21 protein-coding genes are annotated in these 22,946 nt (G+C 65.2%); 11 read left to right on the plus strand and 10 right to left on the minus strand.

Translation table 11 applies throughout. The features are described from left to right. From EEB15_RS00495 to EEB15_RS34540, 4 genes are read right to left on the minus strand one after another with little or no spacing between them, the layout of a single operon-like run. Complete coding sequence (locus tag EEB15_RS00495; RefSeq protein ID WP_141507570.1) at positions 1-840, minus strand: CoA ester lyase; 840 nt, start codon at positions 838-840, stop codon at positions 1-3. Beyond that, entirely contained in the window at positions 840-2,021 is a 1,182-nt protein-coding gene (locus EEB15_RS00500; protein ID WP_141507571.1) for a CaiB/BaiF CoA-transferase family protein, read from the minus strand. Before EEB15_RS00500 ends, EEB15_RS00495 begins: the two co-directional genes overlap by 1 nt. Before the next feature lie 31 nt (positions 2,022-2,052). Next, positions 2,053-2,913 (minus strand): MaoC family dehydratase N-terminal domain-containing protein, encoded by an 861-nt coding sequence (locus EEB15_RS00505; RefSeq protein ID WP_141507572.1) that lies wholly within the window; start codon positions 2,911-2,913, stop codon positions 2,053-2,055. A 5-nt stretch (positions 2,914-2,918) separates the two neighbouring features. Further along, positions 2,919-4,973 carry a 4-oxalomesaconate tautomerase gene (locus EEB15_RS34540; RefSeq protein ID WP_141507573.1) on the minus strand — a complete coding sequence of 685 codons (2,055 nt, stop codon included), beginning with the start codon at positions 4,971-4,973 and terminating at the stop codon, positions 2,919-2,921. Positions 4,974-5,065: 92 nt separating this feature from the next. Between EEB15_RS34540 and EEB15_RS00515 the strand changes: the two genes are divergently transcribed. From EEB15_RS00515 to EEB15_RS00535, 5 genes are all read left to right on the plus strand, one after another. After that, positions 5,066-5,983 (plus strand): LysR family transcriptional regulator, encoded by a 918-nt coding sequence (locus EEB15_RS00515; protein WP_141507574.1) that lies wholly within the window; start codon positions 5,066-5,068, stop codon positions 5,981-5,983. A gap of 121 nt (positions 5,984-6,104) precedes the next feature. Beyond that, positions 6,105-7,172 carry a porin gene (locus tag EEB15_RS00520; RefSeq protein WP_141507575.1) on the plus strand — a complete coding sequence of 356 codons (1,068 nt, stop codon included), beginning with the start codon at positions 6,105-6,107 and terminating at the stop codon, positions 7,170-7,172. A 26-nt stretch (positions 7,173-7,198) separates the two neighbouring features. Continuing rightward, positions 7,199-8,095: a LysR family transcriptional regulator gene (locus EEB15_RS00525; protein WP_141507576.1), complete on the plus strand. Its 897-nt coding sequence runs from the start codon at positions 7,199-7,201 to the stop codon at positions 8,093-8,095. Between the two features lie 90 nt (positions 8,096-8,185). Continuing rightward, positions 8,186-9,163, plus strand: coding sequence for a tripartite tricarboxylate transporter substrate binding protein (locus tag EEB15_RS00530; protein WP_141507577.1), 978 nt, complete (start codon positions 8,186-8,188; stop codon positions 9,161-9,163). Then, positions 9,160-10,146, plus strand: a complete 987-nt coding sequence (locus EEB15_RS00535) for a succinylglutamate desuccinylase/aspartoacylase family protein (RefSeq protein WP_141507578.1) — start codon at positions 9,160-9,162, stop codon at positions 10,144-10,146. The genes EEB15_RS00530 and EEB15_RS00535 overlap by 4 nt, the downstream gene beginning before the upstream one ends. Positions 10,147-10,202: 56 nt before the next feature. Here the strand turns inward: EEB15_RS00535 and EEB15_RS00540 are convergent, their stop codons facing one another. Beyond that, positions 10,203-11,087, minus strand: a complete 885-nt coding sequence (locus EEB15_RS00540; RefSeq protein WP_141507579.1) for an SDR family oxidoreductase — start codon at positions 11,085-11,087, stop codon at positions 10,203-10,205. Positions 11,088-11,190: 103 nt separating this feature from the next. On the opposite strand from EEB15_RS00540, the gene EEB15_RS00545 reads away from it, so the two are divergent. Together EEB15_RS00545 and EEB15_RS00550 are read left to right on the plus strand one after the other, a co-directional pair. Then, positions 11,191-12,066, plus strand: a complete 876-nt coding sequence (locus tag EEB15_RS00545; RefSeq protein WP_141507580.1) for a LysR family transcriptional regulator — start codon at positions 11,191-11,193, stop codon at positions 12,064-12,066. Positions 12,067-12,363: 297 nt separating this feature from the next. Further along, positions 12,364-13,527, plus strand: a complete 1,164-nt coding sequence (locus EEB15_RS00550) for a hypothetical protein (protein WP_141507581.1) — start codon at positions 12,364-12,366, stop codon at positions 13,525-13,527. Between the two features lie 86 nt (positions 13,528-13,613). Here EEB15_RS00550 and EEB15_RS00555 read toward each other — a convergent pair whose 3' ends face one another. Then, on the minus strand, positions 13,614-14,531 hold the full coding sequence (locus EEB15_RS00555) for a LysR family transcriptional regulator (RefSeq protein WP_141507582.1): 918 nt from the start codon (positions 14,529-14,531) through the stop codon (positions 13,614-13,616). Between the two features lie 199 nt (positions 14,532-14,730). Between EEB15_RS00555 and EEB15_RS00560 the strand changes: the two genes are divergently transcribed. From EEB15_RS00560 to EEB15_RS00570, 3 genes are all read left to right on the plus strand, one after another. Beyond that, on the plus strand, positions 14,731-15,816 hold the full coding sequence (locus tag EEB15_RS00560; protein ID WP_199236438.1) for an alanine racemase: 1,086 nt from the start codon (positions 14,731-14,733) through the stop codon (positions 15,814-15,816). Beyond that, a complete protein-coding gene (locus EEB15_RS00565) occupies positions 15,813-16,793 on the plus strand; it encodes an ornithine cyclodeaminase family protein (protein WP_141507583.1) in 981 nt (326 codons plus the stop codon). The genes EEB15_RS00560 and EEB15_RS00565 overlap by 4 nt, the downstream gene beginning before the upstream one ends. Positions 16,794-16,935: 142 nt before the next feature. After that, the gene (locus EEB15_RS00570; RefSeq protein WP_141507584.1) at positions 16,936-18,213 is read left to right on the plus strand and encodes an FAD-binding oxidoreductase; all 1,278 of its coding nucleotides are present in this window, start codon (positions 16,936-16,938) and stop codon (positions 18,211-18,213) included. A 19-nt stretch (positions 18,214-18,232) separates the two neighbouring features. Here the strand turns inward: EEB15_RS00570 and EEB15_RS00575 are convergent, their stop codons facing one another. Genes EEB15_RS00575 through EEB15_RS00585 form a run of 3 tightly spaced genes read right to left on the minus strand, consistent with a single transcriptional unit; the run spans position 18,233 to position 21,045 of the window. Then, the gene (locus EEB15_RS00575) at positions 18,233-19,618 is read right to left on the minus strand and encodes an FAD-dependent oxidoreductase (RefSeq protein WP_141507585.1); all 1,386 of its coding nucleotides are present in this window, start codon (positions 19,616-19,618) and stop codon (positions 18,233-18,235) included. Then, complete coding sequence (locus tag EEB15_RS00580; RefSeq protein WP_199236427.1) at positions 19,608-19,913, minus strand: (2Fe-2S)-binding protein; 306 nt, start codon at positions 19,911-19,913, stop codon at positions 19,608-19,610. The genes EEB15_RS00575 and EEB15_RS00580 overlap by 11 nt, the downstream gene beginning before the upstream one ends. Further along, entirely contained in the window at positions 19,903-21,045 is a 1,143-nt protein-coding gene (locus tag EEB15_RS00585; protein WP_141507586.1) for an FAD-binding oxidoreductase, read from the minus strand. The genes EEB15_RS00580 and EEB15_RS00585 overlap by 11 nt, the downstream gene beginning before the upstream one ends. Positions 21,046-21,195: 150 nt before the next feature. Here EEB15_RS00585 and EEB15_RS00590 point away from each other — a divergent pair, with 150 nt between their 5' ends. Continuing rightward, positions 21,196-21,909, plus strand: a complete 714-nt coding sequence (locus EEB15_RS00590) for a cupin domain-containing protein (protein ID WP_141507587.1) — start codon at positions 21,196-21,198, stop codon at positions 21,907-21,909. 19 nt (positions 21,910-21,928) lie between these two features. Here EEB15_RS00590 and EEB15_RS00595 read toward each other — a convergent pair whose 3' ends face one another. Continuing rightward, a complete protein-coding gene (locus tag EEB15_RS00595; RefSeq protein ID WP_141507588.1) occupies positions 21,929-22,936 on the minus strand; it encodes a tripartite tricarboxylate transporter substrate binding protein in 1,008 nt (335 codons plus the stop codon). Positions 22,937-22,946 lie beyond the last annotated feature (10 nt).

Genomic DNA, 22,946 nt, shown 5'->3' on the forward strand with positions numbered 1-22,946 from the left:
TTATGTCCTTTGATGTGTGAAGGGGGTCTGGCCGGCGCGTTGCAGTGTCCGCTGCGCCTGCAGCACGACAGGGCGGTCGATCATGCGGCCGTCGAGCTGGGCGGCGCCGGGGCTCGCGGCGTCGGCGGCGAGTACGCGCTGAGCCCACTCGATAGCTTCGGGCGCGGGCGCAAGCGCTTTGTGGAGGGGAGCGATTTGCCGGGGATGGATGCACAGCTTCGAGCCGAAACCGTGGCGCCGCGCCCAGACGAGGTCTGCGAGGAGCCGCTGCTCGTCGTCGAGCTGGGGCGTCACACCCGCGACGGGCGCCGGCAGATTGGCGGCGCGGCTGGCAACAGCCAAGGCTCCGGCGGCATAGACCAGGCCCTCCGAGTCCTGCGCGATGTCGATGTCCAGATCGAGCGCGTAGTCCAGCGTTCCGAACACGAGGCACGCCACACCATCGGCCTTTGCGACCTCGTGGGCCATTGCGATCCCACGCGCGCTCTCGATCAGGGCGAGCACGCGGCACGACGGCATGGCACTGCGAAGGGTGCTGACCTGGTCGGCGGATTCGGCTTTCGGAAGCATGACCGCTGCGGCGCGGATTTCCTGCAGCAGCGCGATGTCGTCGCCGAGCGCGCTGCTCTGCACATCGTTGATGCGAATGACCGTTCGCGCCCGATCGGAGTCGGACGCCGTCGCGAACCAGTTCGCGATCGCCTTGCGAGCGTCCGCCTTCTCCCCGGCGGCGACCGCATCCTCCAGGTCGAGGATCACAGCGTCGGCCCCGCTCGTGAAAGCCTTGGAGAACCGCTCCGGCCGGTTGCCGGGAACGAAGAGATAGGTGCGCGGCTGCATCAGATCGCTTCCGCGGCGCGCAAGGCACGCACCCCATCGGCGTCGATCCCCAACTCCTGCAGGATCGCCTCGGTGTGCTCGCCCAGCGCGGGAACCGGGTCCATGCGCGGCTCCTCGGCCCACGAGCCCGGGGGCAGCAGGGCCGGGACCATGCCCGAGGAGGTCCCGACTTCTCTCCAGCGTTGGCGCGCCTTCAGCTGAGGATGCTCCCAAACGTCATGCATCGTGTTCACGCGCGCATTCGCGATCTGTGCGGCCTCCAGGCGTTCCACCACCTGCGCAGCACTCAAAGGAGCGAAGGTGTCCACGATGATCTGGCGAAGCGCAGTCCGCTCGGCGACGCGCTTCGCGTTGCCGGTGAAGCGCGGGTCGCGCGCCAACTCGGGACGCAGCAGCACCTTCTCGCAGAAGTTGACCCACTCGCGCTCGTTCTGCAGTCCCAGCATCACACTGCCGTTGTCCGCGCCGGTCGGGAACGGGCCATAGGGATAGATCGTCGCGTGTGCCGCGCCCGTGCGAGGCGGCGGAGGTGCGCCTTCGAACGCGTAGTACAGCGGATAGCTCGTCCACTCGGCCAGCGATTCGAGCATCGAGATGTCGATGTGTTGCCCACGGCCGGTCTGGGCGCGCTGCAGCAACGCCGCGAGGATGTTCGTGTAGGCGTACATGCCGGCCGCGATGTCGGCAATGGAGGGGCCCGCCTTGCACGGCTCGTCGGCGGTGCCCGTCACGGACACGAAGCCCGCTTCGCTCTGGATCAGCAGGTCGTAGGCCTTCTTGTCCCGGTACGGCCCATCCGCGCCGTAGCCCGAGATGTCGCACACGATGAGGGACGGCTTTTTCGCAGCCAGCGTCTCGTATCCCAGGCCGAGCCGCGCGGCGGCGCCCGGCGCCAGGTTCTGGACGACCACGTCGGCCTTCTCGATCACCAGCCGTTGCAGCACCTTCGCGGCGTCCGGATGCTTGACGTCGAGCGTGAGGCTTTCCTTCGAGCGGTTGGTCCACACGAAGTGCGACGCCAAGCCGCGCACGCGCGAGTCGTAGCCGCGGGCGAAGTCGCCGGTGCCGGGGCGCTCGATCTTGATGACGCGGGCGCCGAGATCCGCGAGTTGCCGCGTGGCGAACGGCGCGGCGATGGCGTGTTCCAGCGTGACGACAGTGAGGCCCTTCAGGGGTTGCATGATGAGTTCCGGGGTTTGGTGTTGACAGGTCCTAGCGAAGCGTGGCGACTGCGTCCATCGTGAGCCAGCCCTCATGGTCTTGCGCCCACAGCTTGATGGTCTTTCCGTCCGGTTGCAGCTGCCCGTTGACACGGAAGGCGTGCAGATCGAACGTGGGCCGCACGGCGCGAAAGCTGAAGCTCGCAACGTCGGCTTCGGGCGCATTCCTGCGCACCAGGTCCATGAGCAGGGTCGCGATCAGCGGGCCGTGCACGATGAGGCCGGGGTAGCCTTCGACCTCGGTCACGTACTTGCGGTCGTAGTGGATGCGGTGGCCGTTGAACGTGAGGGCGGAATAGCGGAACAGGAGCACGTCGTCCGGAACGATCTCGCGCTGCCAGGCTGCTCCGGTCGGCGCCGGTTGCGGCGGCGGGTCGACGTCGTCGGCGCGCTTGGGTTCGCGATACACGATGTCATGGAATTCCACGATCGCCGGTTCGGCGGCGCCGTTGCAGCGGACTTCGTGACGCACCTTGACGAAGACGAGCTTGCCCGTTCTTCCGTCCTTTTGCGTCACGTCCGCGATCGTCGATGTCCGCTCCACCGCATCGCCCACGCGAACCGGCGAGCGGAACTCGAACTGGCTGCCCGCCCACATCCTGCGAGGCAGCGGCACCGGGGGCATGAACCCGCCGCGTTTCGCGTGGCCATCCGCACCGATGTCGCTCTGGCGATGCAAAGGCAAAAAGTACAGCCAGTGCCACAAAGGCGGCAGCTCGGTGCCGTCGGCGGCCGGCACAGGCTTGTGATCCAGCGTGGCGTTCAGCGCATTCACGGGCGTTGCGCCGATCCGGTCCCGCACGGATTCGCTGCGGCCGACCCAGGCTTGCAGGTCGTTGGAAGCTGCGCTCATCTCGCTCACTCCGCGGTCAGCTTGGCGCGCTGGACAACGGCCTTCCACTTCACCAGTTCGCTCTTCACGAGCTCGCCAAAGCGTTCCGGCGTGCTGGTCTCGACATCCGCGCCGTGATCCTGCATGCGCTTGATGATCTCCTTGTCGGCGAGCACTTGGTTCAGGGCCTTGTTGATCTGGTCGATCACGGCCTTCGGCGTCTTCGCCGGTGCGAAGAAGCCATACCACTGCTGCACTTCCACGCCTTCCACGCCGGCTTCCTTCAGGGTCGGTACATCGGGCAGCAGCGGCGAGCGCTTCGGCCCCGCCACGGCCATCGCCTTCAACTTGCCGGACTTCACGTACGGCAATGCGGTGAACAGGCTGGGAAACATGAACTGTGTCTGCCCGCCGATGGTGTCGGTGATCGCCGGAGCGGATCCGCGGTAAGGGGCGCCCAGCATCACGACGCCGGCGTTCAGCTTGAAGAGCTCGGCGGCGAAGTGCGGCGCGGTGCCGCTGCCTGCGGAGGCGTAGGTGTACTTGTCGGGCTTCGCCTTCAGCTGGCCGACCAGATCCTTGACGTCCTTCACCGCAACCGTGGCGTTGGCGACCATGAGGGTCGGCGAGTTCGCCACCAGGCCGATGGGCGCGAAATCCGCGACGGGGTCATAGCGCAGCTTCTGCAGCGCCGGGTTCATCGCATGCGTCGCGATGTAGCCGAACATCAGCGTGTGCCCGTCGGCCGGAGCGCGTGCGACGAATTCGCTCGCGATGGCGCCGTTGGCGCCGGCACGGTTGTCGATGATGATCTGCTGGCCCAGCAGGGGGCCGAGCTTCTGCGCGATGGTCCGAGCCATGGCGTCGTTGCCGCCGCCGGCCGCGGTCGGCACGACGATGGTGATGACCTTTTCAGGGTAGGCCGCCATGGCGGGGGTGGCGGCGATGAGGGCCGCGGCGACGGCCGGTGCGATCAGGCTTTTCATGGGTTTGTCTCCTTCGATGGGTTTGGAAAACACGTACGGTGGGATGTGCAGCTCGCCTTGCAGAATTTTTCGTGCGGTGCGCACGAGCGCGGCGCGCTGGATTCGGGCTTCTTCTCCGGTGCCTTCGATGGCAACCTCGACGTCGATGCGGCCCTGCGGGTGCAGGACGGAAATGGTTCGCACCCCGCTTCGGGACGGGCCGCTGATGACGGTGCCGGGCAGCGCAAATGCGGTCGCGACACCGATGGCGCCAGTGACCGCATGGGAGGCATGGCACCGGCGCGGCGTGAAGTAGCGGGAGGTGACGCTGCCCTCGCTGTCGCCTTCACTGGCGACGACCGGCTTGGGGATGACGCTGCCCGACACATCGCCCAGACCCATGGCCTCACCCGCGGCACAGCGCAGGGCCTCGATGCGGGCCATGAGATGCAAGTCTGCATCGAGCACGCTCGGCGCTTCGCGGCCTGAGAGGCCGAGATCGCCCGCACGGATGATCACGAGCGGCATGGCGGCGTCGATGCAGGTGACTTCGATGCCATTGACCACGTCCCGCCGATGGCCGGTGGGGAACATGGACCCGGTCACGGCGCCCCATGCGTCCAGGAAGTTGAGGCGAATGGGCGCAGCCGTCCCGGCCACGCCGTCGATGCCGGTCTCGCCGGCATAGGTGACCTGGCCGCCGGGCGTCTGCACGGTCACGTCGATGCGCGAGCGCGTGTTCACGTTGAAGACCCGGATCGTCGTTTCACCGTCCTTGGCCTCGACCAGTCCTTGCTCGATCGCGAACGGGCCGACGCCCGACAGCATGTTTCCGCAGTTCGGCCGGGTGTCGACAGACTTCTGCCCGACACCCACCTGTGCGAACAGGTAGTCGACGTCGCAACCGGGCTCCGATGACTTGGAGACGATGGCGACCTTGCTCGTGAGCGAGCTGCCGCCGCCCACACCGTCGACCTGCAGCAAGTCCGAGGCGCCGATCGCACCGATCAGCAGCTCGTCGCGCGCCGCTTCGTCATCCGGCAGCCAGCTGCGCAGGAAGAACGGGCCACGCGATGTGCCGGCTCGCATCAGGACGCAGGGGAGGGTTCTTGTCATGGGTTGAATCTTCGGCCAGGTCATTGCAAAAGTGAATTGCATCTTTGGGATCAACTGATCCAAAATGCACATCAATCGCCAGGAGGGTTCCCATGGCCATCAATTTCGACCTGAACGACCTGCTCGCCTTCCGGGCTGTCGCGGAGCAGACCAACTTCCGCAAGGCGGCGGAGTCCGTCCACTTGTCGCAGCCCGCCTTCAGCCGGCGCATCAACAAGCTCGAGGAAGCGCTGGGCGTGCGCCTGCTCGAGCGCACCACGCGGCGGGTCACATTGACGGCCGTGGGCCGAGACTTCGAACGTAAGGTGCGAGACCTGCTCGACGAACTCGACAACACCTTGCTCGGCATCCGCGGCGTCGCGGCAACGCGGATGGGCGAAGTGACGGTCGCCTGCGTGCCGTCGACCGTCTACTACTACCTTTCAGAGGTGATCCGCCGCTATCACGAGCGCTGCCCGAAGGTGCGGGTGAAGTTGCTGGACGCCGGTGCCAACGAGGTGCTGGCATCCGTGGCCCGTGGCGAAGCCGACTTCGGGATCAACTTCATCGGCTCGCAAGAGGGCGAGCTGGAGTTCACCCCGCTGGTCGAAGAGCGGTTCGTGGCCGCCTGCCGGCGTGACCACCCGGTAGCCAGCATGCGGCAGATCACCTGGGAGCAGCTCGGCCAGTTCGACTACATCTCGATCGGTCGCACATCGGGCAACCGCGTGCTGCTCGACCAGGCGCTGGCCGGCGTCGCCAACCGGCCGCAGGCGATCTATGAGGCTCAGCACGTCACGACAACCTTGGGGTTGGTCGAAGCGGGGCTGGGGTTGGCAGCCGTGCCCTCGATGGCAATGCCAGGCCCCGATCACCCGCTCTTGGTCAGTGTTCCCCTCGTAGACCCGGTGGTCACGCGCAAGGTGGGCCTGATCCGCCGGCGCGGCCGCTCGCTCTCGCCGGCAGCCCAACAGCTCTTCGACCTGTTCGGCGAAGTCAAGAAGAGCCGCAAGGGCCGCAAGCGCACTTGACGCAGCGGTGGGGGATTGATGCAGCGATTGGATCAATCGTTTCCAATTGCGCAATTCTCAGCAAGCCCATCCATCGCGATCATCCGGGGTCAGCACTTCCAACCCCGAGGAGACAGATCGCATGTACCGCAAACTCATCACCGCCTGTGCAGCCTGTGCCTGCGTCGGCTCCGTATTCGCCCAGTCGAGCGTGACGCTCTCAGGCATCGTCGACGTTGCCGTCCGCCGGGGGGAGGGTGAAGGCGCCAGCAAGCTCTCGTCCGTCGTCAGCGGCTCCAACTCGACGAGCCGGCTCATCTTCAACGGACGCGAAGACCTGGGCAGCGGCTTGAGCGCAGGCTTCCATCTGGAACACGGCCTGCTGGCCGACAGCGGCTCACCGGCAAGCGCCGAGAAGTTCTTCGATCGCCGCTCGACCGTGAGCCTGGCGAGCACCACGTGGGGCGAGGCCCGGTTGGGACGCGACTTCGTTCCCTCCTATACGGTGTGGTCCCGCCACGACCCTTTCGCATACGTCGGCGTTGCGCGCTCGGCGAACATGGTCTCGGCGACGCCCGTGGGCCCCATCCGCTCTGCTTTCGGAACGAACCTGAACACCACCGTTCGATCGGACAACGCGGGCCAGTACATCCTGCCGGCCGGGCTCGGCGGCTTTGAAGGTGCATTGATGATTGCCCCCGGGGAAGGCCGGGACGTCACCACAGGACGCGCCAGCCTCACCGGCGTGCGGGTCGGCTATACCGCGAAAGCCTTTGCGGTCTCTGCCGCCACGACCCTTTCCGAGAACAGCCAGACCACCGCGTCGAAGTTCCGGGATTCCGTCGTCGGCGGGCAAGTGGACATCGCGAACGTGAAGGTCTCGGCCGCGGTGCGCCAGTTCAAATACGACCAGGCGAAGCAGACGCTGGCCCTGCTGGGCGCAACCGCCGTTTGGGGCCCGCACGAGGTGAAGGCCTCATGGGTGCGCGCAAACCTTGCCGGACGCGTTGGCGCCACCGCCATCGATGCGAACGATGCGGACCAACTGGGCATCGGGTACGTCTACAACTTCTCGAAGCGCACTGCGGTCTACACGACGTTCGCGAAGCTCTCGAACGACGGAGCTGCCCGCTTCCTGGTCGATGGGCCGGCGCCGGTGGCGGGTGGATCGTCGAAGGGGTTCGAGGTTGGGGTTCGGCATCGCTTCTGATCTTCGAGAAGGCTACAGTCTGCGTCATGCAGATCAAGTGGCTTGAAGACCTGATTGCGCTGTCTCACACCGGAAGCCTCACGCGGGCCGCGGAGCGGCGGCATGTCACGCACCCGGCGTTCGGCCGCCGGATCCGCGCGCTTGAAGCGTGGGCCGGCGCACCCCTCATCGAACGGCGCGGGACATCCGTCAAATTGACAAGCCAGGGCGAAAAGCTGCTCGGGTTCGCGCTGCAAGTCGTTCCGGCGATGGCCCAGGCGAGGGGCGAAATCGCCGGGGCCGATGGGGAAGGCCGTGCTGCCACGGTGACGCTGGTTACGGGGCGCACGTTGGCCCGGACGGTGGCTGCCGATTGGCTTTCGAAGATCAGGCAAGAACGCAAGGGCGTCAAGGTGGTGGTGCTCACCGGCCAAATGAACGAGACGCTGCAGCGATTCGAGCGCGGTGAAGCAGACTTCATGCTGAGCTATCACCACCCCCAGATTGCCATGCGGCTCAGTTCGCACCAATACCTACAGCGAAGGGTGGCAAGTGACCGCCTGGTGCCGGTGGGCAAGATCAACGCACGGGGTCAGGCGTCGTTCAGCTTCGACCAAGCAGACGCTGTGCCTTACCTTGCGTATGCACAGACGCTCGCGTTGGGGCAACTCGTGCGCGACCACCTGAGCAACCATCCGAAGGCGCCCCGTCTCGCGGAAACCATCGAGTGCGATTCGGCGGACGCGTTGCTTGAATACGCACTCAAGGGGCTTGGCGTCGCATGGTTGCCTTGGTCCCTGGCCGCGGGCGCTTGCAAGGCGAGGCAGTTGGCGCCGGTAGGCAGCAAAGCCCTGGAGATCGGGTTCGAAGTGCGCATCGTGCGCGCCAAACGCAAGCTCTCGCCAGCGGCAGAGTCGTTCTGGCAGACGGTGGACCCGGGCTAGCCGGTACGTTTTGGCACGTCAATGTGCCGAAACGGCACGCTCGCGGCTTTTCCTGAAACCAGAATCAGGGGCACTACAGGAGACAAACCCATGAAACGTTCGCTTGCCCTCCGGATCGCAGCGTGCTCGCTTCTTTCGTTGCCTTTGAGCCAGGCGTTGGCGCAGGACGCCGCCTATCCGAACAGGCCGATCACAGTGCTGGTCGGCTATCCGCCTGGGGGCAGTACCGACCTCACGGGTCGCGCGGTGGCCGACCAGCTCGGCAAGAAGCTGGGTGTTCCCATCGTCGTCGAGAACGCCAGCGGCGCTGGTGGCGCGCTCGCGGCGATGAAGGCTTCGAAGGCCCAGCCCGACGGCTACACCCTGCTGCTGGGCGCAAACAACGAGATCGCGATCAACCGGCTGATCACACCGGCAACCGTGAAGTACAGCTACAAGGACTTCACGCCCATCGGCCTGGTGGCTTCCCAGCCCATGGTGCTGGTCACTTCGACCGGCACCGGGGTGAAGAACGCCAGCCAGTTCCTGAGCGCGGTCAAAGCCAAGCCAGGCAAGTTCAGCTACGGCAGCAGCGGCATGGGCACGGCGCTGCACCTCGCGGGGGAGATGGTCAAGGAGCAAGGCGGATTGTTCATGACGCACATCCCTTACCGGGGCGTTGCGCCGCTGACCACGGACCTGCTGGGCGGCTCGCTCGAGTACGGCGTGTTCGTGCTGTCCAGCGCGCTGCCGCACATCCGCAGCGGCAAGATGGTTGCGCTGGGCGTGACGGAGAAGAAACGGTCGCCCACGGCACCGGACATTCCCGCGCTGGCCGAATCACCCAACCTGAAGAACATGGACATCGGCGTCTGGTTTGCATTGATGGCGCCACCCAACCTGCCGGCGCCCGTGTTGGCCAAGCTGCGCACCGCGCTCAACGAGACCTTGCAGACGGCGGATTTCCGCAAGAAGCTCGAAGAGTCGGGCTCGACCATCGCGCCGCTGAATGTGGATATGCCCCGGTTCCTGGCGGACGAGACGGCCAAGTATCAAAAGATCGTCGATTTCGCGAGGATCAAGGAATGACCGGCTTGGCAGACTTGCCTGGCCTGCAATTTGAGCTGCCAAAGCCGGACATCAGCGCCTTGCGCGCGGGCAACACGGGAACGGAAGGGGTCTGGCATTTCGAGTCGGGCGTGCCCGGCCGCCGGGTGATGATCACGGCGCTTGTGCATGGCAATGAGCTTTGCGGCGCGTGGGCCCTGAAGGGGCTTCTCGAAGCGGGCGTGCGGCCGCAGCGAGGAAGCCTCACCCTGGCTTTCTGCAATCTCGCGGCGTTCGATCGCTTCGATGCGGCCGCGTTCGATGCGTCGCGCTTCGTCGATGAAGACATGAATCGCCAGTGGTCCGCCGAGAGAATCGCCGATGCAACGACGGTCGAGCGGCGCCGCGCGGGCGAACTGCTTCCCTTCGTCGAAGGTGCGGATTGGTTGCTCGATTTGCACTCCATGCATGAGCCGGGCGAGCCGCTGTTGTTGGTCGGCCCGCGTACGCGCAACCTCGAATTGGCGCGACGGTTGCGGGCCCCCGAGCACGTCGTCGTCGACGAGGGCCATCAAGACGGAACCCGAATGCGCGACTTCGGCCGCTTCGGCCTTGATGACGAAGAGGGCGGCGGCACGCGTTCACTGCTCGTCGAATGCGGCTTTCACGGAGATACGTCGAGCCGGGATGTCGCGCAAGATCTGTCAGCGCGTTTCTTGGTGGAGGCTCAAACCGTTGACGTGGAAACCGTGGCCGAATTGCTTCCCGGTTGGCGCGGCCCGGATGCGGCGCAACAGTGGGTTCTGCGTGTCACCGGGGGCGTTGCGGCGCGCAACGACAAGTTCCGTTTTCTGGGCGACTACCGTGGTTTGGAGGTCATCAAGAAAGCAGGAGCGCCGATTGGCGACAACGACGGTGACATCGTCAGCACGCCCTACGATGACTGCGTGCTGGTCATGCCTTCCTTGCGGCAACTGCGCGCTGGGGTGACGGTTGTTCGGTTTGCGAGGCAAGAGGCCCTGTGAGGCCGAATCGATCGCAGCGCCTCCTGGGCGGCGGCCACGAAGCGCCGCACCAAGGGCTATGCCTGCAATTCTGAAGATGCGGCAACGGTCTCGTTGACGAAGTCGGTGTACTTGCGCAGAGGACGGCCGAGGATGGCCTGCAGGCGGTCTGTCGCGCCGTCCGCACCGTGCATGCCGAACTTTTGGATCCCGGCCATCATCAGGCGCATGTCATAGGCAAGCCAGGACGGCGCCGACGATGCCATCTGTCCTTCGAAGGCCGCCACGTCGTCGCCGCCGTAGTTCACGTCGCGCCCGAGCGCGGCACTCCAGATCTTGGCCACAGACTCTCCAGTCAACAGCTCGGGCCCGACCAGCTCCAGTGTCACGCGCGGGGAAGGTGCGACCGCGCGGTCGCGGCGTAGCAGTTCGGCGACGGCGACGTCCGCGATGTCTCGCGCATCGACCATCGCAACGCCCGCCGAGCCGATCGGCATCGGGTAGACGCCGTAGCCCTGGATCACCTGCTGCACCATGCGCTCGTTCTGCATGAAGTAAGCCGGCCGCAGGATGGTGGCCGGAATGTCGAAGCTTTCGATCATTCGCTCGACCGTGTGCTTGCCGGTGAAGTGCGGCACGTTGGTGAACTTGTCCGCGTGGATGACCGACAGGTAGACGACGCGCTCAATGCCGGCCTCGCGCGCCAGGTTCAGCACGACGAGGGCTTGCGTCACTTCGTCGGGCGTGACGGCGTTCAGCAGAAACAGCGTGCGCACGGACGACAGCGCCGCGCGCAATGAGGAAATGTCGGTCAGGTCGCCAACGACTTCCTTGACGCCTGTGGGGAAGCGCTGCTTCCCGGCGGTGCGAACGAACGCGCTGACTTCGGCGCCGGCGGCGGCCAGGCCTTGGACAACGAGGGAGCCGATGGTGCCAGTGGCACCGGTAACGAGGATGGTCATTTCAATTTCCTTCAAAAAAAGTTGCGATGACGAGAAGATAGGCTGTTGCACCCGTAAAACGAAGATGCGAAAATGAAGACAGCCTGTCTCAAATCCGGAACACATGGACCTGAACGCATTGACCGACTTCGCGCTCGTCGCGGCGAATGGCGGGCTGGGAAAGGCAAGCCGCGCGAGCGGTAAATCGAAAGCGACCCTGTCCCGGCGCATCGCGGACCTGGAAGAGCAACTCGGCGTGCGGCTCATCGAGCGCAGCGCGCGCGGGCTCAAAGTGACGGAAGCCGGCCAGATGCTGATGGACCGTACCGAAGGGCCGATGCACGAGGTGGCCGAAGCCATGACCGCCGCGCGCGAGGGCTTGGCGGCACCGCGCGGGCGCTTGCGTGTCGCTGCCCCGGTGCTGTTCTCGCAGCTGGCGATGGGCGGCATCTCCGCCAGGTTCTGCGCGGCTTACCCCGAGGTCACGTTCGAGGCGGTAGCCGAGGACCGTGTGGTCGATCTCGTCGAAGAGCAGTTCGACGCCGCGATCCGCATCAACCCGAGCCCGGACAGCAGCTTGGTGGGCCGTTGCTTCGCCAAGGACCGGCTGGTGGTGGTGGCCGCCCCTTCCGTGCCTGTGCCAAAGCGAGGGAAGGTCAGGCCCGTTCCCGCCGTCGTGTCGTCAACGTTTCAACCCACGAACTGGACGCTCGACGACGGACGCCTTGTCCTGGAACCGATCCCGAGGTTGAGACTTTCCTCGTTCCTGATGATTCGCGACGCCGCGATGGCGGGCGCCGGCGCGGCGCTGATACCGCAGTCCATCGCGTGGAACCAGCTGACCCGCGGCGAGCTGGTTCAGTGGGGCACGGTTTCGGGCGTGGAGGTCGCGCTCTGGGTGCTGCATACCTCGCGACGACTTCCCGCGCCGAAGGTTCGGGCGTTTGTGGATTTCATGTGCGAGCAGTATCCGGAGGGGGCGCTTGTACTGAACGGGTAGACGACGGTCGGTCGGGTTGGACTTGGTCGTGCAGCACTCCGCGCCATAGAGGGCTGAATCTCGACGTGCTTTCGCGTTGGCAGGCTTGCCAATCTAGATCTGCCGTTTATTGCAGTGCTTGCAACTGCAGAGAATTGCAGCAGCTACTACTGTCGCCACCTGACTTCAGTTAACCTGTGAAGTCTTGTCGAGCTGGTGCGTCGATCTTGCGATAACGTTCACGAAGCAACAAGGAAGCAGACTGCCGCGGCTTGGCACGCTTCAGCAAGATCAGTTCTTAAACTAGGGGTTGCCCACATGGAATGGAAAAGCGCCGAAATACTTGACGGTAGGGTGAAGGTGCCGAGTACTTGGCTGCACCTGCATTACTACGAGGCACTCTCAATACTCTTTCGATTTGAGAATGCTCTACGATTGTTTGTCTACGTGATTTTGAAACAACACCTCGGCAAGGATTGGGATCTTGCGAGCTTGGGGGAGGGCTCCATTCGCAGCGAGACTCGCAAGCGAATTAATGACGCTAAAAAGTACGGATATCTCGGCTACGAGGTGTCCTCGCCGATGTTGTTCCTCAGCGGGGGCGAGTTGACCGCTCTCATTGGCCACGACGCTTACTGGAAGTACTTCGCGCGGTACTTCAAGGCATCCAAAGAAATCGTTCTTTCGAAACTTCTCGAAATCGGTACGGTCCGAAACGCGCTCGCGCATTTCCGTCCCGTAAAAGAAGATGACATTGACCTGATAAAGCAGAACACGCGCCATATCCTGCTCTCCATCGAGGACTGCCTCGTTCAGCTAACGTCGATCACGGACATTGTGCCCACCAATAGCGCGGAACGATGGTACTCAGAGCTTAAGTCCATCGGGGCCGGCTTTGCGAGCACAGTACTCATGTCAAGCAAAGACGAGAATTGGATTCGCGCTTCGTTGCGATACGAGATGCCGACCCTTCGAATGAGCATGCGAGACACCTACTTGAATGCAACTGTCGCCAACTTGCGAGCGCATCGAATTCTGCTCAAATGGCCAGACTTGAAAGATTGGGTTATCTATCTCAGTGAGAGCAAGCCTCATCCTGAAATACAAGGGACGGGCATGTCTGCGGTCAAGGCGGTTAGCCTAGTGTTTGCCCGCTCAGACTTAGTCGAATCCCTCGATGCAATCGTCGGGATACTTCGCCAGATCGCCCTCCAAGTTGAAAGCGAGACGCAGCTACTTCAGACCGACAATCTTGCCAGAGGCGATCTGGTTGATTCGCAATCGCTCACTGGATCTCGCAAAGACGAAGACGCTAGGTGGAGCTTCAACACTGGCAAGCTCGATCCGCCGGTGGGGTTGGTTGATGACGTCGAGTATTGGGGGCAGCGCTATCACTTCGGAACCGGATTTGTCGCGTCCACCACAACATATCCTTGGATGCCAGCAACCGTGTCGAATGACGACGACGATATTCCCTTTTAGCTACGCATGCATGGCTAAAAGTGCCACCCTTAGGAGTTGGTGTCGGATTCTGCGATGACCGACGACTGACTCGCTGATCAACGAACTCAGCGCCCCACCTTCCGCCGCCAAGGCACCGGTGAAAGCGATTGCCGCAGCATCGCCAAAAAAGCCGTCGTGCGCGCGCTCCGCCCAAATCGCGTCCCCAGCATCGCGACCACATCCGCCGCAGGAACCTCCCATGCCGGCAGCACCCGCTTGAGCCGGCCGGCCGCGAGGTCGCCGGCAACATTCCACTCCGAGCGGATCGCGACACCTTGTCCCGTGATCGCCCACTCTCGCACCACCGCGCCATCATTGCTGCACATCGTGGGATGGATTCGCACGGTCTCCGGCTCTTTTGAAGGATGCAGGAAGCGCCACAGCGTGACGTCCTCGTCGTTCTCCCTCACCACCAGGCATCGATGCCGCATCAAGTCCGCCGGAGATTTGATCGGCTCGGCGTTGGCGATGTAGTCGGGGCTGGCGCAGAGGATGCGCCGGTTCGGCGCGAGCGTCGTCACGATCTGGTTCAGGTGCGCCGAGGGGCCGATGTGGATGACGACATCGCAGGTTGCGACCAGTTGCGCACCCGGGTGGTCGGAAAGATCGAGGGTGACGGTCACGGCGGGATGCGCGCGCGCAAACGCGTCCGCCACAGGCGCCACATGGAGCCGGCCGAAGCCGTGGGGTGCTGCTATGCGCAGGTGCCCGCCGACGGCATTCTTGCGATCCGCCAACGCCTCGGACAGCGCCTCCATCGCATCGGCCACGATCGTGCCGTGCGATGCGACGAGCGCGCCCTCGTCGGTCAGGCTGATCTTGCGGCCGGAACGGTCGACGAGCCGGATGCCGATGCGCTCTTCCAGCGCGCGCAGGCGCTGGGTGACGGCGGGCGGCGTCACATCCAGCTTCCTGGCGCATTCCGCGAGTGTCGCGGACTTGGCCAGCACGTTGAAAAAGCGCAGATCGTCCGAGCTGATCATTAAGCGCCGCCTTAACCGTCAATGCATGATCGATTAATTGTAATCTGCATCCATCGCGCGCAACATTGCAGCCACGTCAAGCAACAACGGAGAACAGTCAGTGGACGCTGCACAAACCATGGACCGGAAGCAAGCCGAGAAGACCGCCACCACGTTGGCCGAACTGCCGACGCCTTGCCTCGTCCTCGACGCTGACCGCATGGAGCGGAACATTGCACGTCTGCGCACCCGGCTGGATGGCCTGGGCGTCGCGCTGCGTCCGCACCTCAAGACCGCCAAATCGGTCGACGTCGCGCGGCGTGTGATGACATCACCGGCGGGCCCCGCCACAGTCTCCACACTCAAGGAGGCCGAGCAGTTCGTTGCGGCCGGCGTGCGAGACATCATCTACGCCGTCGGCATCGTGCCCTCGAAGCTGCCGCAGGTTCTCGCGTTACGCGCAAAGGGCGCCGACGTTGCGGTGGTGCTGGACACGGTGGAACAGGCGCAAGCCGTCGCGCTTGCTTCGCGCACGGCAGGAACGCGAATCCCGGCCCTTATCGAGATCGATTGCGACGGCCACCGATCGGGCGTGCTGCCCACCGACAAGCAGCGTCTTGTCGAGATCGGCCGCGCCCTGGCAAACGGCGCGGAACTGCGCGGCGTGCTGACCCATGCCGGCGGGAGCTACACCGCACGCGGCGCCGAAGCCTTGCAGCAATGCGCGGAGGGCGAGCGCCGCAGCGTCGTTGACGCCGCCGCGATCGTGCGCGAGGCCGGTTTGGCCTGCCCGGTGCTCAGCGTCGGCTCGACGCCCACCGCGCACAACGCCACAGACCTCAGCGGCGTGACTGAAGTGCGGGCGGGCGTGTTCATGTTCTTCGATCTCGTGATGGCCGGTGTCGGCGTCTGCCAGATCGACGACATTGCCGTGTCGGTGCTCGCGACCGTCATCGGGCACCAGCGCGAGAAAGGGTGGATCCTCATCGACGCAGGTTGGATGGCCATGTCGCAAGACAAAGGCACCTCCAAGCAAGAGGTCAACCAAGGCTACGGGCTGGTGTGCAATTCCGCCGGCGTCCCGTATGCCGACTTGATCGTCGCGGATGCCAACCAGGAGCACGGGATTATCACGGTGCGGCCGGGCTCGGGCGGCGTACTTCCAAACCTCGCCATCGGGGACCGCGTGCGCATTCTGCCGAACCACGCTTGCGCGACGGGCGCCCAGCATCGGGCCTATCACGTTGTGCGCGGCACCTCCGACAAGGTCGAGGCCGAGTGGCCGCGGTTCGGAGGCTGGCAATGACGCAGGCTTCCGCTGACGCGACGCTGCTGCTGTTAGACAAGGAGGCAGTGGAGCAACTGCTTGCGCCCGCCGAAGTCACCGAAGCGGTGCGTGAGGCCTTCCTGCTGCACGGTCGTCGCGAGGGCCGTGTCTTCCCGGTGGTTCGCGAGAAGCTTTCCACCGGCGGCATCTTCGGCATCAAGTCCGGCGATGTGCCGTCGCAGGGCCTGCTGGGCTTCAAGGCCGCGGGCTTCTGGCCGGGCAACCGCGCCGTGGGCGGCGAGCCGCACCAGGCGACCATCCTGCTGTTCGACCCGGCCACCGGGCGGCCCCTGTGCGTGATCGACGGCAATGCCATCACCACCGTGCGAACGGGCGCAGCCGGCGGCCTGGGGCTGGCGCTTCTCGCCCGGCCGGCCAGCACCCGTCTCACCGTCTTCGGCACCGGGGTGCAGGCGCGCTCGCAGTTGCGCTTCGCCCTGCGCACGCTGCCGCAACTTTCATCCGTGCACTATGTGTCCGTGGACCGCCGCGCCGACCCGGGTTTCGAGGCGGTGTTCGCGGATCAATGCGACATCCGCTGCGCACGCGATGCCGACCAGGCCGTGGCCGAGAGCGACGTCGTCATCACCGCGACGCCGGGGGCAGGGCCGTTGTTCGATGCGGGCGCGGTGCGCGCCGGCACGCATTTGAATTGCGTGGGCGCCGACACCGCCGGCAAGCGCGAACTGCCCCCGGGGCTGCTGGATCGGGCACGGCTGGTGGTGGACGATCGCGAACAGGCGCTGCAGCTGGGAGAGCTGCAATGGGCCCGCGAGACGCCGTGCGTCGAGCTGGGAGCCCTGCTGCTGAGCGAGGCCGCGTTTCCGCGCGCGGCCGACGACATCACGGTTTTCGACATGACGGGCCTGGCGTTGCAGGACCTGACCGTGGCAAGGTTCATCTACGAGCGCGCCTGCGCCCAGTCACTTGGCCGCCGGATCGGCTGGCCCTGGTGAACGCCGCACACCATGCCGCCGCCGCTGCGCAATACCGCAGTTCTTGCCAACCGTTCCGGCCGAACCGGGACAACCGCCTCACCGACCGGTGCTTCAATCTGATCATGCCCAACAATCCTCTCTACACGTTCAAGCCCTGACCATGAAGCTCACCTCCTATTGGCTGGACACGTCGGAGCCCTTTCGCAGCGCCGCCTCGGGGCCGATACAAGGCAACTACGACGTCGCGGTGATCGGTGGCGGCCTCACAGGTTCTTCAGCAGCGCTGGCGCTTGCGAAGAAGGGCGCACGCGTCGTGCTGCTGGAAGCAGAGACGATCGGCAATGCGGCGTCGGGCCGCAACGGCGGCATGTGCAACAACGGCTTCGCGCAGGACTACGGGATGATGTCCGCCAAGCTCGGCAAGGACGTCGCCAACCGGCTCTACCGGGCCTTCGACGCAGGAGTCGACACGGTCGAGCGCCTGGTGGCCGAAGAGAACATCGACTGCAGCTTCGCGCGCGTCGGCAAGATCAAGCTGGCCGCCAAGCCGGAGCACTACGCCAAGCTCGCGCGCAGCCAGGAATTGCTCGCCGCCAATGTCGACCCCGATACCGAAATGGTGAGCCGCGCGGATCTGGCGAATGAGGTCGGCTCGGACCGTTACCACGGCGGGCTGATCTATCGCAAAGGCGCGGGCATGCATGTCGGGCGCTTCGTGCGCGGCCTGGCGGAAGCGGCGGCGCGGCGCGGTGCGCTGATCCACGAGCACACACCCATGACGGGCTTGCGGCCGGCAGCGGGGGGAGGCCACGACATCGAAACGCCGAAGGGCAAGCTTCACGCCAAGCAGGTTTTCCTGGCGAGCGGCACTTCGCGAATCGGGCCGCTGGGTTGGATCCGCCGCAGGATCGTGCCGGTCGGCGCATTCCTGATCGTCACAGAGCCGCTGCCGACGACGACGCTGGATCGGCTGGTGCCCAAGCGCAGGATGGCCGTCGATACGAAGAACCTGGTCAACTACTTCCGCACCACACCCGACAACCGCTTGCTCTTCGGCGGACGCGCGCGATTTGCCGTCTCCAATCCCGCTTCGGACGAGATCAGCGGCGCGATCTTGCGCGATGCACTGCACGAAATCTTTCCCGAGCTGCGCGCAGCGCGCATCGACTATTGCTGGGGCGGCATGGTCGACATGACACGCGACCGGCTGCCGCGCGCCGGCGAGCGCAACGGCATCTACTACTCCATGGGCTACAGCGGCCACGGCACCCAGATGTCGACGCTGATGGGGACGATCATGGCGGAGGTGATGGACGGGCGCACGGACTTGAATCCGTGGAAAGATTTCACCTGGCCGGCCATCCCCGGCCACTTCGGCCCACCGTGGTTCCTGCCGCTGGTCGGTGCGTACTACCGGTTGAAGGACAAGCTGGTCTGACGCTTCCTCGGCTCGTTGTTCAAGCCGCCAGCTCTTCGAGCGTGATCGGCTTGATGGGAGGGCGAATGCGGAAGTGGCCGACCTCCGCCGGCGAAACACCGCGTGCCTGCGCGATGACCTCCGTGACCGTGAGGCCGCAAAGGCGGCCCTGGCAGGGGCCCATGCCGCAGCGTGAGAAGGCCTTGGTCTGGCTCGGACCGGTGCAGCCGAGTGCGACCATGCGGCGCAGCTCGCCGGCCGAGACTTCCTCGCAGCGGCAGGCGATCACGTCGTCGGCCGGCACGCGGTGCTGGAGCTTGGGGCGGTAAAGCGCATCGAGGAAAGGCCGGATGTGCAGGTGCCGACGCAGCGCCGCTCGCAGCGGCTCGGCTGCGCGGTCTCGCTCGGATTCCGGCAAGTTACCCGCGCGATGGGCCGCGGCCAGCGCGGCGAGCTGTCCTTGCAAGGCGGCTGCGGCGCCGCCGGAAATCCCACGACCGTCGCCCGCGATCAGGAAGCCGTCGAGCGCGAGGCGGCCCCAGTCATCGGCTTTTGGCACCCAGCACAACTGTTGTTCGTTCCATTCGTGCGCCACGCGCAGCGAGGCAGTGATCTGCATGTTCGGCACCACGCCCTGGTGCAGCAGCACGAGGTCGGTCTGCACGCGGCGCAACGTGGTCCCCACACGAAAGCTCAAGGCCGTGGCCCGTTCGCCGCCTTCCACCGCGAGATCGGTTGCGCCGCGGTAGAAGGGGATGCCGGCGCCCTTGATGCTGCGGATCAGGCCCAGGCGCTTCATCACATCGCGCCATCCCGCCACGGCGCCACCGATGTGGCGCAGCGCCCGCAGGTAGTCACCGCGCTGCGTGGTGTCGACGATAGCGCCGATGCGCACACCGGCCCGCAAGTACTGCCACGCCAGCAGGTAGAGCAAGGGCCCGCAGCCCGCCAGCACGACGGGTTGTGAGGGCGCGAGTCCGGCGCTCTTGAGAAGGATCTGCGCCGCGCCGGCGGTCATCACACCAGGCAACGTCCAGCCCGGAATCGGAAACGGCCGCTCTAGCGCACCGGTGCACAGGATGACCTGGCCGGCCGTGATGGACTGCGATCGACCATCCTTCAAATAGTGAATCACGCGCTCGGGGGTGACATTCCAGACAGCCGCGCCTCCGACGTGCCGCGCCGTTGATTGCGTGAAGCGCTCGACCAGCGCGCGGCCTGCGGCGTAGTCGTTGCCGAGCACCTGCAGCCGATCCACCCCGGCGCGTGCGACATCGCGGTAGATCTGCCCGCCGGGCTGCGTCTGCTCGTCGAGCAGCACGACCGACAGCCCGAGTTCGGCCGCGGTGGCCGCAGCTGCGAGACCCGCTGGGCCCGCGCCGACCACCGCCACGTCCACCACAGCATCGTCCTCGTCAAGATGCACGGCGGGCGCCTTCCTGCGGGCGGATCTTCATGCCGGGTTGCACTGTCACGAGACAAGCTTGGGCGTTGGCAATGCCGTCGATTTCCAGCAGGCATTCAAAGCAGACGCCCATCATGCAGTAGGGCGCCCGCGGCGCAGCCGACACGGGCGTGGAGCGAAAGCGCGTCACGCCCGCTGCCAACAAGGCGGCAGCCACCGAGCATTGGCCCGGCACCTTCAGGGGGCGACCGTCGAACTCGACTTCGATGAATGCATCGGCGACGGAGATCGGGCGAAAGAGCGATTCAGTGGGCATGGTGATGATCCAGGACCTGCGCCGACGCGTCGGCGATGGGGAAGCGGTCGCCCGTGAAGGCGTCAAGCTCCTCGGGCGCGCCTGCGCCGTTGATCCACGGTGCAATGCGAAAGGCATGGGCCGCGGCCAGCGTCACGCCGCTGTGACACGTGACCACGTACGCACCCGGGCAGGATTTCGATTCCTGGTAGATCGGATAACCGTCAGGCGTCATCACCCGCAATGCGCCCCACACCCGAACCACATTGAGCTGGCCGATCGCGGGAAAGCTCGCGATGGCCCGACGCGAGAGCTCCGCCAGCGTCTTGTTGGTCGTGCCGTCGTCGAACCCTGCGTCTTCCATGGACTCACCGATCTGGATGCCGCCCTCGTCGGTCTGGCGGATGTGGCCCGTGGGGTAGTCGAGGATCTTCTTGCATCGCTCGGTGATGATCAGTTGCCCGCGGTTCGGCCGCACCGGCGCATGCAGGCCCACTTGCCCGGCCAGGACTGCGTTGCCCAACCCCGCGGCCAGCACCAGCTTGGGCGCGCGAAACTGCCGGCCGCCGCTGTGCGCCGTGAACAGGCCGTCTGCATAGGTGATGCGTTGCACGCCGTGGCCCGTCTTGAGCGTCACGTCTTGCTGCGTGCACGCACTGTGCAGCGCGCGCAGCAGCTTGAGCGGATTGACGTGACCATCCATCGGCGAGTAGCTGCCCCCGAACACTGTTGGTCCGATGTGGGGCAATCGCTGCAGCAGGGCCGCGCGATCCAGGATCTCGTAGGGGTAGTCGCCGCCTGCTTCATCGCGCACGGCGGCCAGCCGCTCGCTGCGCGCTTCGAGTTCGGCCTCGGAAAAGCACAGCGTAAAAGCGCCCGCCTGTTTGGCCTGGACGTCGATGCCGGTTTCGTCCTGAAGGCGTGCGGCCAACAGGGGCCATTGCCGGGCGGACTCCCGAGTCCAGCGGGCATATTGGGGAAAGCCGCGGCCCTTGCCGTGGACCCAGATCAGACCGAAGTTTCCGCGTGAAGCGCGAAACGCATCGTCGCCTTCATCCAATACCGTGATGTTCTTGCCGGGCTGCGCCAGTCCATAGGCCACAGCGGTCCCGACCAGGCCGCCGCCAATCACAATCACATCGCAGGTCAACATGTATGCGGTCCATTCTGTACGGATGTCGCCGCAGATAGGGCGCGAGCCGGAGCTGGATTCGGCGTTTGCTGCTGCTCGCGCAGGCGTACGCAGCGGCATGTACTGCGAGGGATGCGTACGCTCCATGGTGTGAACATGCAGGAGCAAATCATGACCGTGGCCATCGTGCTGCACCGCGCCGATGGCGCGCCCGTTTCAACCTCTTTCCGCAGGGCGGCGTTCGGGAAGGACGACCCGTTTGCGCGGCATCGCGAAATTGCCTGGGAAGGACCCGACTCGATGGTCGCGGGCCGAACCAGCTTCATCGGTGAGCTGGAAGTCGCAAGCTTCCCCCATATCGAAACCATCGTCGTGGCGGAAGGCGAGCTGACGCTGACGGCGCATGGCGCGGCCCCGCTGGTGCTCGGTCCAGGCGCCGGTGCAGTCATCGCATGCGGCACGGCGCTGCGCATCCTCGCCGGATCGCGCGTGCGGTTTTCGTTCTGCGCAGCCGCTTGCGACAAGCCGACGAAGCGCGGGCTCTTTCCGCTGCACGCCGACGCCGACTTCAAGCCGTCCGCGACGCTGCCGGCGGAAGTTCTCCTGGGCCCGGCCCCGCAATGCCGCAGCGACAACGTCTTCACCGATGATGCCGCTGAGTACCGCGCGGGCACCTGGGACTCGACGCCGTATCACCGCATCGTGCGCCCGCATCGCGTGAATGAGTTCATGCATCTGCTCGCCGGCAGCGTGCGATTCGCAGCCCCCGATGGCAGTGTGCTGACGGCGGGCGCCGGCGACGCGCTCTTCGTGCCCCTGGGCGTGTCGGTTGGATGGGAGAGCAGCGACCGCGTGGCGAAGTTCTACGCAATCCAGAGCGCATGAAGGCAGACCGGCTCCTGGCTCAATCCAGCGATGCGTTGGCCTTCTTGATGATGCCCGCGAGGCGCACGGACTCGGACTGGATGTATTGGTTGAACTGATCGCGCGTGGGCGTGAAGGTCTCATAGCCGAAGGAAAGGAACTTCTCACGCACATCGGGTTCGGCCAGGGCTTTTTCGATGTCCCTCTGGATTTTGTCCGTCACGGCTTTTGGCAAACCCTTGGGCGCCGCGATGGCAGTCCAGCCGCTGACTTCGAAACCGGCGGGGCCTCCGGCCTCCGCCACTGTTGGCACGTCCTTGAACGCGGGAATGCGCCGCGGCGCGGCTGCCGCCAGGAATTTCAGCTTGCCCGCGCGGTACAGCGGACCCGCGGTCGCGCTGGTGCCGAGCGCATAGGTCAGTTCGCCGGTGGCCACACCCGTGTACAGCTGGCTGGTTTCCTTGTAGACGATGTGCTGCGTTTCGATACCTGCCACGGTATCGAACAGCGCAGAGCCCAGGTGCACCGGGTTGCCCACCGACCAGGAGCCGTAGTTGAGCTTGCCGGGCTTGGCCTTGGCATCGGCAATCAGCTCGGCCACGTTCTTGTACTTGCTGTCAGCCGCGACGGTGAAGAAGAAGTAGGCCTTGAACAACGGAAGCAGCGGCTCGAAGTCCTTCTGCGGGTTGTAGGGCAATTTCTTGAACAGGTGCGGGTAGGCCGAGAGATGAACGTTGTCCAGCTGAATGAGATCGTGGCCGTCCGTGGCGCCGCGCTTGAAGGTGTCGATGGCAATGAAGCCGTTGCCGCCTGGCTTGTTCTCCACGACGACCGGCTGGCCCCAGGCGCGCGACAGTTTTTCAGCCACCAGCCGCACCACGCCCTCGGGGCCGCTGCCCACCGGAAACGGCGTGATGATGCGCACCGGCTTGGTCGGGAACTCCTGGGCGTGGGCCAGGGTGGGCAGCATCATGGCCGCGGTGAGAAGGAGCGCGCTGCGGCGCAAAACGGGAGTGCTGCTGTTCATTTCGATGCGAAGGTGAGTCATGGAGATATGT

Origin of the sequence: Ramlibacter sp. WS9, from assembly GCF_003797765.1 — a bacterium.
Taxonomy (GTDB): domain Bacteria; phylum Pseudomonadota; class Gammaproteobacteria; order Burkholderiales; family Burkholderiaceae_C; genus Ramlibacter.